Origin of the sequence: Falsiroseomonas algicola (genome assembly GCF_011040385.1) — a bacterium.
In the GTDB taxonomy this organism is placed as follows: domain Bacteria; phylum Pseudomonadota; class Alphaproteobacteria; order Acetobacterales; family Acetobacteraceae; genus Falsiroseomonas; species Falsiroseomonas algicola.
Genome location: NZ_JAAIKB010000022.1, coordinates 31385 through 47472 on the forward strand (window position 1 = coordinate 31385; position 16088 = coordinate 47472).

Genomic DNA, 16088 nt, shown 5'->3' on the forward strand with positions numbered 1-16088 from the left:
GACCCTCAGGCGCCTAGCCGTCCTGGGCGGCAATTAGCCGGGAGGCAGGGGACGATGGGGGGGGCAGGGGAGCGCTGGGTCAGGTTTCTTCGGCAGTACGGGCCGATCTCGCGCAACGACAACATGTTCGACGAGCACATACGGCGTTCAGCAGGGCGCCTGGGAGTGCTGCCGATCGTCTTCGACCACCCGATGGAGCAAGCCCTCCTCGGGACGCTCTCGGACGACCCAGCCAGCTTGGGCGCGGTGGTGCTCACCGGGACCGCCGGAGACGGGAAGAGCTACCTGTGCGGCCGCATCTGGGAAGTTCTCGGGGGCGATGCTGCCGCGTGGGCCTCGAACAACGTGTACTTCCGGATGAACGTCTCAGCCGGGGGCCAACCCCGCACCCTGCACGTGATCCGCGACCTCACGGCTCTGCCGGACCACGACCCCGAAGGCCGTTACACCACCAAGTCGGCCCTCCTGCAGCGCCTCAGCGACGCGCTCTTTGAGCCAGGGCCAGACCTGTTCCTCTTGGCTGCCAATGACGGGCAGCTTGTCGAGAAATGGCGGCGGCTCGGCGGGACACCGTCGACGGCGAGGGCCCACGCCCTCTTCGAGGCGCGCCTCATGGAGGAGGGCGATCCGAATGAAGTCCGCCGCCTGCGCTTCTTCAACCTGAGCTCGGTACCTAGCTCGGAGGTTTTGACACTCGCCCTCGATTCCCTCCTCGCTCACGAGGGTTGGCGCGCCTGCTACGATGAGGCCGAGCCAGACGGCTTCTTCGGCCCGCGGTGCCCCATCCGGCGCAACTACGAACTCCTGGGCGAACCGCTCGTGCGCGCCCGTCTGCACGCGCTGTTTCGTCTTTGCGATTTCAATGAGCTTCATACGCCCGTGCGGCGCGTGCTGATGCTCCTGGCCAATGCAGTGCTCGGGCATCCGGCAGCCAGGGACCGGCTTATGGCGCCGCGGGACGTGCGCGGACTACTCCGGTCTGGAGACCTCCGCGGCGCTAGCCTGTTCTCGAACCTGTTCGGTGCGAACCTGACTGCGACGAAGCGCGAGTCCCTCGAGATATTCGAGTACCTCGCCCGCTTTGGCATCGGCCAGGAGACCACCAACAGGATCGACAACATCCTGATCTTCGGGGCAGAGGACGAGACCTTGCGCCCCTACTACGATACCCTCGTGGCGTCCGACCCATTCTACGGGGGCACGGAGCGCTTCCGCGCAGAGCAGCGTTCGTACGTGGAAGCCCCAGAGGGGGCTGGCGGCCAGCAGCACCCTTTTCTGGAGGCACTCACGGAGCAGCGTCGCGCGCTATTCTTCCGCATCCCTGATTCGCAGGCGAACGAGCTCAATCTATGGCGCCTCACGGTGTTTACGGGCGCGGGCGAGTACCTCGACGACGTCACCGCGCCTCTGCTCTCTGGCGGCCGCGTTGCCAAGCACGTTGTGGCGGGACTCGTTCGCGGCCTTAACCGCATCTTCACTGGGCTTCTCGTCTCCTCGGAGCGCGAGCTACTGCTGGCGACCAGCCTCTCGTTCTCCGGCGCGCCAGTAAGCCAGTTGCTCGAGGACCGGATCGCGGTCTCCGCTAGAGGCCGCCAGGAGCGGATCGAGGTTTCGCTGCGACGCGGCTTTCCTCACCTCGACGTCCACCTTCCGACTGGCGCACTCCGATCCCTGCGACTTAACCTCACCCGCTACGAGTTCCTCATGCGCGTAAGCGAAGGCGCGCTCCCCGGAAATTTCTCGCGCGAGTGCTACGAAGACATCCTCGCGTTCAAGAGCACACTCCTCGCAGCTGTACAACGCGAGCAGGGCGATGGCGACGACGACGGCCTCGCGTTCAGGCTCCTGAGCCTCGACGGAGCGGGAAACCCGGTCGACGATGTGATTGAGGCGTCCAATGGTTGATGTGGTGCAGCTCCCGCCGCCACCGCCGAGCTACTTCCACGACAATGCGATGTGGCTCGACGAGCAGATCTGGGGCCACCGCCTTTGGGATTCCCAAAGCCCGTGGCTCATTTTTCTCGAGTTCTTGACCGTAGCTGAAGCTGCACACGCTGACGCGCGATTGCTGTCACGTGCGCCGGAGTTCCCGCTGATCTTTCGCCCCTCTAAGCGGCTTCACCTCAGGAACATCCTTTATAACAACGAGGCCCTTTCTGATGTAGCACGGCGACACACCGACGATGCGACGGCGTGGACGAATTGGCTCGCGTGGATGCAGGACAACGCGCAGGGCGTGCCCGACCGCGACTTCTCCTACCTTCGACACCGCTTTCGTTCGTTTGCCGAATTTGCTTCCCTCGTCGGCATGCTGCGCTCCACCACTATCGAGAGCGGCTCCAACAAACGATGGAGTTCGCGCTTTGTATTTCCGTTCGGTCGGTATGCCATCTACGAGGATCTGAATGTAGCGGGCGGCTCGGCCAGTCGGGAATACATATACTTCGGGCGGCCTGGCGAGCTCCTTTACCAGATGCTCGCCCGCTCCCGGCACGTCGACGAACTGCGTCCACGCCTGGCCGCAGCGCTCGACCGGGATGACCCCTGTAACAGGCTGCTGCGGCTCTTGCAGCCGGACAGACCGGACGACAGGCAGGTCCGAGGAAACAGCTATCTGCCGTATGCCCGGCACCCAGCGTTCGACGCCCTCGCGCAGGACTGGTTGTCTGTCTTTGAGGCTGGGCTACCGCGCTTCGACGCGTACCCGCATCTTGCGGCTCTGAGCACGCTTCATCTCGCCTTGTACCAGCTTGTTGTGGCCGCAGCTGTCTGTGCCGAGCCGCGCCCGACGTTGGTCTGCGAGGTCGTGTCGCCTCGCAAGAGCCTCGTCCGTGAGCTCTCGGTGATGAGTTACCTGCAGAACACGCAGCTTCCGCAGCGAGCCGTCGAGCGGTACGTGGCCAATATCGGCGCGAGCGCCGACTGGAAAGCGGCAGCTTCCGACCCCGCGGGGTTCGCGGCGTGTCGCGAGCAGCTTCGCGCGCGCGTAAGTTGGCCGCGTGACGACGACGATTACGAGGGTCCAGCCGACCCCGAAGCGCTACTCGCCGCCCTCCGGCGCGCAGCGGTCGCGCGGCACCGGCAGCACGTCGCCAACGTCCATCGGAGCTACGGCGGCGGGTGTGGCCTAGTATCGCGTCGCGGCACGAACCGGCTTCGCTACGCCCCGACCGACGGTCTACTTAAAGCTCTCATCCTGGCCAACGTGCCATCACGGATGGAGTACGGGGAGTTTCTCGCTGTCCTCTTCGATCGCTACGGCTTGGTGTTCGGCGAGCGGGAGGCGCGCCAGGCACTCAGCGCCGAGGATTTCGACAAGCGTGCCTTTCAGGCAAACTCCGAGCGGCTGGAAGGACGGCTCCGAACTCTGGGGATGCTGCGGCGCCTGTCAGACGCTTGCGCCTACGTGGAGAACCCCTACCAAAGAGGCGCGGCATGATAGCCTCCGAGCTTATCGGTGCCGTCGCCGCAGCTATCCTTTCCGAGGAGCTCGCACCCGATACAGGCGGCTCGCAGGGCACCGGCCGCTACGCGCTCAACCTCGGGCCGGAGCAGACGGCCGCGGTCGCGAAGGCTGTGCTCGCCGATCCAGTGCTCCAGGAACGGATCGAGCTGAAGCTCCCGGCCGACTACCTCGCGGGATACGGCCTGCCCGACGAGACGCTCACGTCGCTGCCGGCGACCTATTTCCGCAACGCGGACTGCTCCAAAGCGGCCTTCCTGCTTGCGAGCGTCGAGCACGACGAGGAGGCCTCCTTCAACGAAATCGCTCGGCTCGGGCCTTCTGAGCTGCTGGAGCGTCTGGATCTTTGGGTTCGCATTGCGTCGGCGGGTCTGACACTTCCTGAGGAGCAGCTACGCTGGTGGGAGAAGGCGCTCGCCGGCCTCCGGGACCTCCGCCTCGTATCTCTCGACAGGTTTGCGGATTACGTTCTTCGGACGCGCGACGCCGTAGAGGGCGACGGCCTGCCGCTGCTGCGTGCGATGGGCTTCGCGCTTCCGGCGCTGCGCCTCCCGCGTGACAGCTCGTACTTCCTTGGCTTGAAGGAGAAGGTGCGTGGTCACGCGTCGGCTTGGCGTGCACAGTTTGCGAATGCCCAGCGTCGCCGCGGCGGCCTGCTCCTGAAGCAGACAGCTTCTCAACTGATTCTGGGTGAGGACGATCTCTCCTCGGCCTTCGAGAAGGTGCGCGAGGCTATTCCGGAGGCACATCACCCCAGCGTCACGGCTTTTATCGCCGCGCCGAGCGGCTGGAACTCGCAGGCAGCCCGGCTCTCTGAGTGTGAGTGGGAAGAGGTAAAGCCCCTCTTCGACGGCCTGCAGCGGGAGAAGTTCAATCTTGCGCAGGGGACTCTCGACTTCTACGCAGAGCGCGAGCCAGGCCTGCTGTCGGACGACGACCGGGAGTACCTTAAGTTGCTTGCCGGCCGCCGCACCAGCGAGGCGACCGAGGACGACGCAGGGTTCTACGAGGCGCACCGCGGTGAGCTCAAGGAAGACCGAAAGCTGAAGTCCGCCTGGGACCGGTTCGTCTTCGGCAGGCCCATCGAGGCGACTGACTTCTTAGCGGGGTTGAGCGCCGCCCTGGAGCCTCTCTTCAATCGAGCCCCTTCCGGAGTGGGCCGTCGGCTCAGTATCCGGTGCGAGCGCGCCACCAAGCGCGATCTGCGTGAGCTGAACGTGGACGCCGGCCTCTTCTTCGCCCACCGCTACGCTGGTCTGGAGAGACTTCTTGGGGACAACGTCGCTTGGGACGTCGGTGATCTTTTCGCCTTCCCCGAGCTTACCGTTGCCTGGCGCTCTGCCGGCAAGGGCGGCCTAAACCGATCAGTCGCGCGCTCTGCGCTGCAGCTTCGGTTCGTGCTGGAACTCGAGACAGACACGGAGACGGGGAGCACCCAGAGTTGCTCAGCGCAGCTCGTTTGGCGCCACGAGCCGAACGCCGTCACGAGCCAGCTCCCCGAGGATTGGGGGCGACTGGCCAAGCATCCATTCATCGCATGCAGGGCTTCGCGCGACTTTGGATCAAAGGCTCGGGCGCAAACGATCAACCTTGCTGACGTCCGGACCCTCGTCCCGGCGTATGACCGTGACCGCGGGTCCTTCGTGCCGGCCTACAAGGCTGATCGAGACATCGCCATTCACTGGCGCCGGAATCTTCGCGCCTGCCTCGAAGGCAGATACCTCTCCGCTGCTACGGCCGCTTCGCTGGAAGCGGCGTTCAGCCGCTTTGAGGACGCCTACAGCCAGGCAATCCGCAATTTTCCATCACACGGCGCCGCGGCACATGCCAACCGCACCCAAGTAACCGCATTCGCGTCGCTCCTGGAGCTGGTGCTTACTCTCGCCAAAGGTGACCGCAACCGCGGACTACTGCTGCAGCCTCTTCTACAGATCGGCGTTGTCCCGGTGGACGGGGGCGCCCCGGCGGCAGTTGTCGCGCCTTGGCACCCACTGCGCCTGGCCGCGCTCTGGCGGAAGGCACGCCTAGTCGCCGACCTGGTGCAGCGCTTGCTCACTTCACGCGACGCGGCGGCTGGCGACACGCGCCTTTTCTTTCGCGACTTGGCCGCCGACCTAGCACACCCCCTCTATCCTGAGATTGTCATCGCTTGGACTGCAGACGAGCCGCGCCTGCTGGCAGTGAGCGACGTCGTGGGGGACTACACCCTCAACGAGCCTCCAGTCACAACTCCCGATGCCGGCGAGGACACCAACGAGAATCCGGCGGAGGGGAGCGCGTGTGTGCTCGACCTGGTGCGGCGGTACCTCGCCCTTAACCCTCACGAGCGGGCTAACCTGTCCGTCGTGCTGTTCAACTGCGATTCCGCTAGGCTGCCGCAGGCGGTGGTTGAGCGCGTTGCGTCCATTCAGGACGACGAGGACGTCCGTTGCCAAGTCCTCCTCAGACACGTGGACGGAGGCCGACTGCGCGACCTCTATCGTGCGATCCTATCGGCCGAAGTGGACGCCGACGCGTATAGCCCGAGCGAGGCGACTCAAGACTTCATGGCGCGGCTACGTATCTCCGTCGTGGCGGACCAAGCCCCGCCGCCCGATCCGAGGGACGGATGCCCATACGACATTGTCTTCTCGCAGGATGTCATCTCCCGGCACGCGCGCGTCGAGTGGTACCCCGAGAAGGCTGATCCTGCTGACTTCGCCGCGCTCATGCCCTCCCGGTGGTCGCGCCGGCGGCCGGCAGCGGCGGACGACCTGAAGTCAGCGGCCTACCTGTGCTGCCCAGTGCAGCCTCTTGAGGGGTGGTCCTACCTCTCTGCCATGGCGACGATTTTCCGCGGCGACTGGGATGGGGACACCGGGCGCCGGCTCCTACCCGTGCGGCAGCTCGATTTCCGTGATCCGCGGACCTCTCGCATCTTCCAAGAGACCCACGACCTGGGCGGATGGGTGGTGAACTTCGACGACCTTCTCGACCGTCGGCAGCTCCTAAATCAAGACGTCCGCGTGATCCGCTTCAAGCAGACATCCACGCAGGGTCGCAATCTCATCATCTCGTCGCGGGCGCCTTTGAGCCTTCTTCGCTCAATGATTCTCCACCGCCTGCGCTCGCTCGCCCTCGACCTTTCCGAGGCCGACCTGCGAGCACTAGCGGACCGGCTCATCGACGACGCCAATGACGTGTCCGGTGATATTGTGCTCCGAGCTGCTCGGCGCGGCCAAAGCGCGAGCGAGCTAATCGGCGTTGTGCTCAGCCGCCGCCTTCTGCGCGACGAGCTTGGCGACGATCGCCTGGCTGGCTGGTACTTCCTCGACGACTATGCGGCCTGGGTCGGACAGCGCGAGGAGCAACTCGCCGACCTGCTCGCCATAAGCCCCATGGTGGGGCCCGGCGGCGTTCTGCGCGCGTCACTCCTCGTGGCCGAGGCGAAGTATGTAGAGCTGGAGAGCCTCGCCGCGAAGCGAAAGGAGTCCCAGAAGCAGCTGCGAGACACGCTGAAGCGCATCGACGAGGCGGTGTTCGGCGAGCCGGAGCGCCTGGACCGCCAGTCCTGGCTCTCGCGCCTGGCCGACCTGATGCTCGACGGCATCCGTGTCCCGGCAGCCAGCGGCGTAGACCTGGGCGAATGGCGGCGCGCCATGCGCGAAGGGCGCTGCGAGATCGAGCTCCGCGGCGTTTCACACGTCTTCGTACCGACAGGTGCCGACGAGGACCCCACCGAATTCTCCGAGCTCCCCGGCGCGGCCGGCGCGCATCAAGAGGTCTACGGGCGCGGAGCGCTGAAGCGGTTGCTGATGGCCTACTGGCAGCGCCGAAGCACGCTAGACATTCGGCGGCAGTTAGGAGCGGACCACCTCAACGCAGCGCCGTCCTGGCGGCGGCCGAGCCGCGCAGAGCCCGCGCCGGACCTGGAAAGCCGTGGTCCTTCGACCAGAGCCACGATTACTTCAGAGACGCCCTCGACGGAACGTCTTGCGCAGGCCTCGCCTCCAAGATCCGCGGCTCAGCCCCCATTGGCCGCATCGAGCGCGCAGCCTTCAGGTTGGGCGCACCCGGACATCAACGTCTTGCTGCGCGCTCCGGAAGCAGCGACGCTGCCAACCGACGGTTCGAGCGAGTGGCTCTCCCGGGTGTCCAGCGCCACCAAGGGTGCGCTCCAGCAGCTTCAGCTACAGGCCAAACTCCTCGGCGCGTCTCTGACGCCCAACAGCGCACTCCTGCGGTTCGCGGGCAGCGCGAACCTAACCGTCGAACAGGTGAACAAGCGGCGATCAGAGTTGCTCACCACCTTTGGCCTGAACATCATCTCGATCCGGCCAGAGCCGGGGGCAGTGGTGCTGGCCGTCGAGCGTGACCCCAGACAGATAGTGTCGATAGAGACCCTCTGGTCGTCGTGGACTCCGCCACAGAACGGATGGGGCAACCAAGAGCTACTGATCGGCGTCCGGGAGCGCGATGGAAACCCCTTGATCCTTGCACCGTCGTCGCTGCACGCGCCCCACACCCTGATCGCGGGCAGCACGGGTAGCGGCAAGTCCGTTCTTGTCCAGAACATCCTCCTTGCGATCGCCGCAACCAACTCGCCCGAGCAAGCACGCATTGTGATGATCGATCCGAAACAGGGTGTGGACTACTTCGCGTTTGAGGATCTCCCGCATCTCGACGGGGGAATCATCGACAACCAGGAGATCGCGACCCAGCGCCTGGCCGACCTCGTGCGGGAGATGGATCGTCGGTACGTCCTCTTCCGAGAGGCGCGTACGTCAAACCTTGCAAGCTTCAATGCAAAAGCTCAGCCAGAGCATCGGCTTCCAGTCATCTGGCTTGTGCACGACGAATTCGCAGAGTGGATGCTGACCGAAGAGTACCGCGAGGCGATCTCCGCTATGGTGCAGCGGTTGGGAGTGAAGGCGCGCGCTGCCGGAATTCACCTAATTTTCGCAGCGCAGCGACCCGACGCCAACGTCATGCCAATGCAGCTTCGCGCAAATCTTGGAAACCGGCTGATTCTTCGAGTGGATTCAGAAGGCACCTCCGAGATAGCGCTGGGCGAGCGGGGAGCGGAAAGGCTCCTCGGTCGGGGCCATCTGCTGGCCAAGCTGGAGGGGGAGAGAGAGCTCGTTTACGCGCAAGTTCCTTACGTGACGCCCGACTTCATTGAAACCGTAGTCCAGCTAGCTCTGAACAAAAAAGCGGACCCCTAGCATACGCGCGAACGCGCATGCATTTGATCATGCTGCGTCATCTTGGGATATCTCGACGGCTTCGCCATCTTCGTACTGGACGAGGATTTGACACCAAGGAGCCTTCGGACTGCTGTCGATTGCCTTTAGGCTTGAAAGAATGTTGTACGCCTGCTCGCCGTCCGCTTGGCCATCTCGGCAGAGTTTTTCGAGCAACGAGATCTGCGCCTTCGGCTGGAGAACGGCCACTATTTTTGTGGATGCATCCTCGTCAGCGCACGCTTGAATTTTCTGGAGGGCTTCAAGCAGGTTCTCGACGAAGCTCCGATGGTAAATGATGCGCGGCTTGTCAGTCCCGCCTCGCGACGGAATCACGGCGCAGGCAGCAAGTTCGCCGCCTGGCAGCTCGAGCTTAATCGGACCTGCTTTGCCACGAACAACGACCTCGGCCCTTGCGGTCATGCCCATGGCCGGAGCTACTGCGAGACCAACCCGACCCATTTCGGCAAGCACTCGCCTTTGCAGTTCGTACGCGTAAAGCGGCCGGAGCGTGCCGAGCAGTCGGTGCTGCTTCTCGTTGCCGACGTCAGCGTAGTCAATGGTTCGAACGTCCTTCGGGTTCCATGTTACGTTAGCAGGCATGTTGCCGCGCATTATAAAATCTGCAATCGACGAATCAGGAGCGTTTAATCGATGAACAATTCCTGCGACGACTGTGAGACGTGGTGCCGCACGCTTTCCCTTCCGTAACACTAAATCGCATTCTGGCGTGACGACCGCAAGTACCTCATTTTGCTTTGGCGAACTGTAGATATCTCCTGTACGCATATCTATATTTTCGCGATCTAGTCGCACGTCGACTCGCGTACGATAGTACAACTCTGCAATCCTTACTGTTGGGCCGTCGAATGCGCCCTCAATCTGGCTGCCTGGCTTACCCTTCGCAGCGCTCTCGTTCAACAGACTGAAACTACTTTGTTTCCAATCCACGGAACGTGCCACCGCATCAACGAGAACTTCCCCGAAAAACCATTCTAGGTAGCTGGTGAGAGCTTGGCCCTCCTCTGCCAACCTAAACCTTGAAAGGTAGGCCAAGTCCTTAAGTTCGAGTTCCGAGATATCCTGCCAGACGCCCGCAACCGCCTTATCAACACCTGCCTTCCAGTGGGTCAGAGCGTCTTCGATTGCTCCGGCAAACACATGCTGCTGAGCAATGTCCAGAAGTGCCTCAGCGGCTGCGGAGGCCACGGTGATTGACCCATCCCGCTCAGCAAGATCATCCTTCGCAAGAAAATGAAACCGGCTGGCAAAGATGGGCCTTTTGCTGTCACGGATCTCCTTTCTGAATGCATCAGCCTTGTCGCGCACATCATGTGAAGACATCAAAATTACCGACGGACCAGCTCCCGGCTGAGCGTTCAAGACCTTCCGAACAATCTGCAGGGATGCTTGCCTTGCGCTCGCACCTGAAGAGGTTTCCGGATCTGCTTCTGGGGTCAGCGCGCCGTCGAGCAGATAATCTATAAACACTACCTGTGCCTGGACTTCCTGTAATGCGCCATCAGCAGCATGAGATCCTATGCGAATTACCTCTATTCCTGTACATTTCGCGAGCAATTTAATAAGCGGCCGAATTTTCTCTAGATTCGAGCCCTTTATTGCCTTAAAGCGCCCAGCCGGATCAAATTTGTTATCGAGATTTTCGACGAATTTGTGATAAATCGCCCGCGTAACGCTTGTGAGGGCCTCGTTTCCGAACTCACTTTCATTTAGCGCAGCAATCGCCTGCTCAAGAATATCGCCTTTGATCTTCAGCGCTTTGCGTTGAGCGATGGCGGCGTCGCTCTCCAAGAAGTCCAACAATGGTCCCGCGTCCTCATTAGTGAGCACCGGGACGTCGAAGGCGTCGTCAATGACGACAACCCTGTTGATTCCCCCTTTCTCGATTGCGGCGATGATCCGCTTAGCGTGATCCACCATTAGCCCCCCATGTCGAGAACGAAAACGCTAAGACGTCCTTTGCGGTGCCGGCCAACTGCGCTATCGAGGTAGAGCTGCCACTCGTGGTACTCTGCAAGTTCTCTTGAAATGTATAGACCAAGCCCACGACCAATCGATGCTGGCTTTGACGTGATAAATGGTTGGAAAATCAGCTCACGACGCTCTGGAGCGATTCCAGGCCCGTTATCTTCTACAGTGAGCGTCTTTTCGCTAATGTTGAGCTCCACCCAAATCTGCGGGTGGAAACCTACTTGATAGCGATCCTGCGCCTTCAGCCAGTAAATCGCATTAGCAAAGAGGTTCTCCAAAATTTGGATGACCATACCCCGCACAGCCTTCACCTTCAACGAAGGTAGCTTGCTGTGCAGCTTTATGCCGTGTCTCGCAAGTTCTCCAGCGTGATTTTCCAACACGTCGCGAACCAAGTCCGCCATATCGAAAGTCGACTTGGACTGACGACGTTCACCCGTTAGGTCATCGAACGCGGATATGCGCTTCTGAAGTGTAATCAGCTGGTCTTCCAGCGCCCTAAGGCTAGATGCAGTTAATGATTTTCGACTATCGCTGACTAAGCGAAGTGTGTGCGACACCGACCGATCTAACTCATGGAAGATAAACTCCGTCATTAGCCCTATGCCGGCCAGATAGACAAACTTCTCTCGGTCGCTCGTAACCTCCTTGACGGCGTCATCGATTCGTTGGACGAGCGCCGCACACTGCGACGCGAGCTCGTCGACACCGCTCGCAACTCGCGCGACTAACGGCTGCGATGAGGGGTCCAAGCGCTCGCGGAGTGCCCTGACGGCGTCCTGGACCTCTTGGTGCGTATCGCGGAAGGCAAGTGCCTTGATCTCCGCGTTCCGCTTTGTGACCTTCTCGGCGGCATCGACCTCGTTGATCAGGGTCCGCAGTTCGACGTGCAACACCCACATCATTATGGTTCGTAGCGCTGAAGCCGCGTCTGAATCGATCAGTCCTTGCCGGTTTGTCTGTTCGCTTAATGCTGTGTGGGGTGCCCACACGCGAACGCGGCCAATCACCTGCTGTCGGTTCAGCTTAAAACCTGACACACCGAACGCCACTACGTCTAAGCTAAGCCAATCATCTTGTGGTTCGCCATAAGGAAGAACACGGAACCCATACCGATAAAGCATCGGTCCGCCGGACCATTGCGCGACTTGATCTCGCGTCTCGGAAGAGTTCATTGTAAGGTCTGGTACTTTTTCGACGACCCTACGGTTATACCAGTATACGTCGAACGAAAATGGACCTAGCGCGCGAAGGGCATCCGGCTGGATCGGCACGAGCCTTACCGCTGCGTGACCACGCTTACCTCGTCGCTTTATCTCTTCCTGCGCAAGCGAGAAAATTTCAGCGCCACGCTGATTGATCGGCCGCTCCGCAGCATAGCGATGGTACGCTACCCTGCCTTCGAGCACCGGCTCTTCCTTGTCAAAGTACAGCTTGCCATGGGCAGACGCGTGAGCGGCGGAAAGAAGGGAGGGCGGAACCGACGGAACCAAGATACGATTCTCGTTGTGACGGACTTCAAGAAGCTTGTTTGCCAGTCCAGCCTCAAACGGATCGATCATTCGAGCGATCTTCCCCTGAAGCAGGTCACGAAAGCGATCCGGATTCCAATCACCCGTCAAATCAGATATGCGGATCCTTGTCCCTTTGGCCGTCTGATCTTTTTTAAATTCGCCTTCGGTGGGCTTGATTTTCACATCTGAGATGTCGACGTCTGTGTCATGCGAGAAGAGACGCCAATTTATGTCGAGGAGATGCCACCTGGTGTCGCCTGCACGCGTAGTCCGGACACCAAGTCGTTCACCGAGTCTCATAGCGGAAAGTCGGCCAACTCCCTTATCGCCGAGGTATTGCGCCCCGGCGATGTTGTCGGCACGGCGAGAGCGGGTTCCGATACGCAGAAAGACCTTGCTCAGGTCCTCAAATGACATTCCCTCGCCTATGTCTCGGACCTCGATCCAGTTCTCCTCTATGTAAGAGGCGTTTAGTTCTGCCTCGAAGCGTGACGCACTTACCGTCGCCTCCGAAAGGCGCCCTAATAGAACCTGCTTAGCTTCCTCAGGAGCGGTTTCGATTAGTGAGGATTTAACAAAATGGAAAACGTCCTCTACAAGACTTAAACTAGACTTACTTTTCTTAGCGTCTTTATCACGGAGCATGCTGATTGCTCCGTTCAGGATCGATCTTGTGAAAACGATTCTAGCCGAAATGAATATTTTCGGCGATTTCGCGTCGACGGAATTCTTGATTAACTCATAAAGCGCGACTTCGTCTGAGCTAATCAGCTCCTTCCCAAGCTCAAGCAGCGTGCGAGCGGCAAATGTGAACGACATCGTCCCACATTGTTAGGTGGACGCGCTGTGGTTGCCAAGGAGGCTGCCACTAGGCAACCGAATAGTGGAATCCGATGAGGCGCGGGCGTGTGAGGCGTCGCGCCCGTGTCGTCGCGGCACTAAGGCCCGCGCGCTGAGTCGTTGCCGAAGGTGCTCGATCGGACCCATCTATGGCAGCCGGAGTAGACTTTGTCGCTGTAGCGAGCTGCCAGGATAGTGTTGCGGCCAAGGCTGCCGTTCATCATGCCGGATGGCGATGCCTTTCGCATTCTTGAGCCCAGCTGGCACCATTATCCACGGTAACTGAAATTACCGCTGGTAATTCGGCCGGCGCCGGGGCAGGGTGCCCCGGGGGCGATCCGGGGGGATCCTGTGGCGGCGGACGACGACAAGCGGGGGTTGGCGCTGACCGCGGAGGCGGCGGAGCTGACACCCGGCGGCTCCGTGGCGCCCGCGGTCGCCGAGCGGCTCGAGGCGCATGCCCACGCCGCTCGCGGCGCCTTCGCGCCCGAGACCGAGCGCGCGCTGCGCAAGGCCTCGGCGGCCTTCACCGCCTGGGCCGCCGAGGCCGGCGTGCCGGCTCTGCCATGCCCGCCGACGGCGGTCGCCGCCTATGTCGACGCGCTCGCCGCGCGGCCGTTGAAGCCAGCCTCCATCCGCCAGGCGGTCTGGGCGATCGGCGCGCTGCACCGCGCCGCCGGCCTTGACGACCCAGTCCGGGCCGAGGCGGTGCGTCTTGCGCTCAAGCGCATGGCACGCGCGCTCGGCACGCGGCAGCGCCAGGCCGCGCCGATCGGCGAGGACGACGTCCGCCTGCTGCTGCGCGTCGTCGGCGCCGAGCCCGCGATCCGCCTCCAGCGCGACGTGGCGCTTCTGCTCGTCATGCGCGACCTCCTCGCGCGCCGCGCCGAGGCCGTGGCGCTCGACGTCGAGGACATCGCCCCGGCGGCGGACGGCAGCGCGACGGCGCTCATCCGCCGCTCGAAGACCGACCAGGAGGGCGGCGGCGCAATGCTTTGGCTGTCGCCGCGGGCGGCCGCGCACCTGCGCCGCTGGACCACTCTGGCGGGCGTCACGGAGGGTGCGATCTTCCGCCGGCTCAGCAAGGCGGGCCGGCCGGGTGGCCGGCTCGCGCCCTCCGCCGTCCCGACGATTCTCAAGGGCCTCGCCGCACTCGCCGCCCTCGATCCGGCGGCGTTCTCTGGGCACTCGGCGCGCGTCGGTATGACGCAGGATCTTGCCGCCTCCGGCTCCGAGCTGCCAGCGATCATGCAGGCGGGCCGCTGGAAGTCGCCGGCCATGCCGGCGCGCTACGCCGAGCGCGCGCTCGCCGGCCGTGGCGCCGTCGCGCGGTTTTACGCACGACGGGATGGCTAGGGCGACCTGCACAGGAAGGTCCGACCCGGAGCGGACCTTGGAGTTGAACCGGTTTCGTGGACACCTCGAGGCTTGAGACGAAGGTGTTCGGGATGCCGAAATCCACGGTGCCCTACCCGCCGGAGATCCAGCGGAAAGGGGCCGTCAGAACTTCGCAATGGCCAGTTCGATGTCCACGTAGAGTTCCGTCTCGCACAGTGTGATGGTCGGCGCTGCCGTACCAGGGCGCCGCTCAATACCGGCGTCGCTGCGGATCACCGCCTCACGCGCCACCTCCGCTAGCCGCATGAGGATGGAGGGGCGCGGCAGCGACTTTTCCCAATGCAGTTTGGTCGCGGTGGCCTGGCTCACCGTGACCAGCGCCACGCGCAGGCGGTGCATCGCCTCCAGCCCGCCCTCCATCAGCGTGGCGTTGTGGCTCGCGTGGTGGCCCACCTTGTAGATCTCGGTGCGCGCAAGGAGGTCGGCGCCGTCGACGCGCCGCCCATGATAGTCGGGCCACACCACGTCGCGCCAGGAAAGCCAATTGCCGATCTGCGCGTCACCCGCGAACAGCACTACCGGGTTGTCCCGCGCCGTCGGCGGCCCGAGTTCGAGCGCAAGCACGAGCGAGGTGTTGTTGGTCAGCCGGTCGTGCTTGAGCGCGAAGGCCTCCGCTACACCGAGGTGGGCGAGGCCGATGCGGCGGAAATCCTGTGCCGGCTCCTCGCCGCGCGCCGCACCCGGCGCCGCGTCATGCCAGTAGCGCTGCTGGAAGAACGCCATGCCGCGCGTTTCATCGAGCGGGATCTGGAACGACGCCTTGAACGGAGGGTCGCAGTCCGGCGCCCCCAGCGCTGCCGCCACGGCCGCGAGGTTCCGCTCCGCCGCGGCGAGCCCGGCGAGCGGGTAGCCCTCGCCGGGTTGCCTGGGCTGGTCACGGCGCAGCAGCGCCAGGTCGCGCGGCGGCCCGAGCACGAAGATCCGCCAATCTCCGCCCGGCCCCTCGATGGGTGGCGCGCCAGGCGAGAGATAGCGCACGCGGTCGCGGCCGAGCGCGCGCAGCGCCTCGGCCGCGTCGCGGGCGCGCTCGCCCACGCCCGGGCTTTCGCCGAAGAAGCCGAACAGCGCCGACAGCCGGTCGCGGAGCGCCGCCGCCTCCTCAGCGTGCTCCGGGCCGAGCGAGTCCAGTCGCGTGCGCGCCGTCCACAGCGCGTCCTGCGCCGCGTTGCGCAACCCGACCAGCTCGCGGGCTATCGGCTCGTTCGCGACATCCTCTGCCCAGGAGCACCAGATGGCCGCCGCCTCGCATGATTCGAAGGCTGCCTTGCCCTGCAGGAAGCCGGACAGGTGATCCCAGTGTTCGTGCGTGCCGACGACGGCGTCGAGCCGGCCCGCCGTAACGGCCGCGATGTCCGCCGCGGCGGCCTCGGTTCGCCACGGGTCAGGGTTGTCCTTGGGCCCCGTGCGCTCGGAGTTGTGGGTGCCGCAGTCGATGAGCAGGTGGAAGGGCGCCCCCGCCGTGCCGGGCAGGGTGAGCAGGAAACAATCTCCGATGCCGAGGCGGTACATGCGGATACGCAGCCGGTCGAACGACGCCGCCTCGGCGTTGGCGGGCGTCCTTCCCCGCTTGGCGTCCGTGATCTTCCTGGGGGCGTTCGTGGCGGTGCGTTGGGTGGCCTTCCGGGCCGACCTCCTCGCAGGGCGTTGGACGGCCATGTC

General features: G+C 63.2%; 7 protein-coding genes. 4 read left to right on the top strand and 3 right to left on the bottom strand.

All coding sequences use genetic code 11. From position 1 onward, the window contains the following. Positions 1-123: 123 nt before the first annotated feature. The 3 genes from G3576_RS28510 to G3576_RS28520 are packed head-to-tail and all read left to right on the top strand — an operon-like array spanning position 124 to position 8667. Positions 124-1905: a hypothetical protein gene (locus tag G3576_RS28510; protein WP_207623092.1), complete on the top strand. Its 1782-nt coding sequence runs from the start codon at positions 124-126 to the stop codon at positions 1903-1905. Then, complete coding sequence (locus G3576_RS28515) at positions 1898-3439, top strand: hypothetical protein (RefSeq protein ID WP_164697893.1); 1542 nt, start codon at positions 1898-1900, stop codon at positions 3437-3439. The genes G3576_RS28510 and G3576_RS28515 overlap by 8 nt, the downstream gene beginning before the upstream one ends. Beyond that, positions 3436-8667, top strand: coding sequence for an FtsK/SpoIIIE domain-containing protein (locus G3576_RS28520; RefSeq protein ID WP_164697894.1), 5232 nt, complete (start codon positions 3436-3438; stop codon positions 8665-8667). The genes G3576_RS28515 and G3576_RS28520 overlap by 4 nt, the downstream gene beginning before the upstream one ends. 27 nt (positions 8668-8694) lie before the next feature. Here the strand turns inward: G3576_RS28520 and G3576_RS28525 are convergent, their stop codons facing one another. Both G3576_RS28525 and G3576_RS28530 read right to left on the bottom strand, forming a co-directional pair. Continuing rightward, positions 8695-10626, bottom strand: coding sequence for a hypothetical protein (locus G3576_RS28525; protein WP_164697895.1), 1932 nt, complete (start codon positions 10624-10626; stop codon positions 8695-8697). Then, the gene (locus G3576_RS28530; RefSeq protein WP_164697896.1) at positions 10626-13010 is read right to left on the bottom strand and encodes a sensor histidine kinase; all 2385 of its coding nucleotides are present in this window, start codon (positions 13008-13010) and stop codon (positions 10626-10628) included. The genes G3576_RS28525 and G3576_RS28530 overlap by 1 nt, the downstream gene beginning before the upstream one ends. A gap of 372 nt (positions 13011-13382) precedes the next feature. On the opposite strand from G3576_RS28530, the gene G3576_RS32670 reads away from it, so the two are divergent. Further along, a complete protein-coding gene (locus G3576_RS32670) occupies positions 13383-14387 on the top strand; it encodes a tyrosine-type recombinase/integrase (RefSeq protein WP_164697897.1) in 1005 nt (334 codons plus the stop codon). Positions 14388-14531: 144 nt separating this feature from the next. Here the strand turns inward: G3576_RS32670 and G3576_RS28540 are convergent, their stop codons facing one another. Continuing rightward, on the bottom strand, positions 14532-16085 hold the full coding sequence (locus tag G3576_RS28540; RefSeq protein ID WP_164697898.1) for an MBL fold metallo-hydrolase: 1554 nt from the start codon (positions 16083-16085) through the stop codon (positions 14532-14534). Positions 16086-16088 lie beyond the last annotated feature (3 nt).

Bases quoted from the DNA above. Each gene is read 5' to 3' on its own strand.
- G3576_RS28510 (WP_207623092.1), top strand. From the start codon at position 124: ATGTTCGACGAGCACATACGGCGTTCAGCAGGGCGCCTGGGAGTGCTG.
- G3576_RS28515 (WP_164697893.1), top strand. From the start codon at position 1,898: ATGGTTGATGTGGTGCAGCTCCCGCCGCCACCGCCGAGCTACTTCCAC.
- G3576_RS28520 (WP_164697894.1), top strand. From the start codon at position 3,436: ATGATAGCCTCCGAGCTTATCGGTGCCGTCGCCGCAGCTATCCTTTCC.
- G3576_RS28525 (WP_164697895.1), bottom strand. From the start codon at position 10,626: ATGGTGGATCACGCTAAGCGGATCATCGCCGCAATCGAGAAAGGGGGA.
- G3576_RS28530 (WP_164697896.1), bottom strand. From the start codon at position 13,010: ATGTCGTTCACATTTGCCGCTCGCACGCTGCTTGAGCTTGGGAAGGAG.
- G3576_RS28540 (WP_164697898.1), bottom strand. From the start codon at position 16,085: ATGGCCGTCCAACGCCCTGCGAGGAGGTCGGCCCGGAAGGCCACCCAA.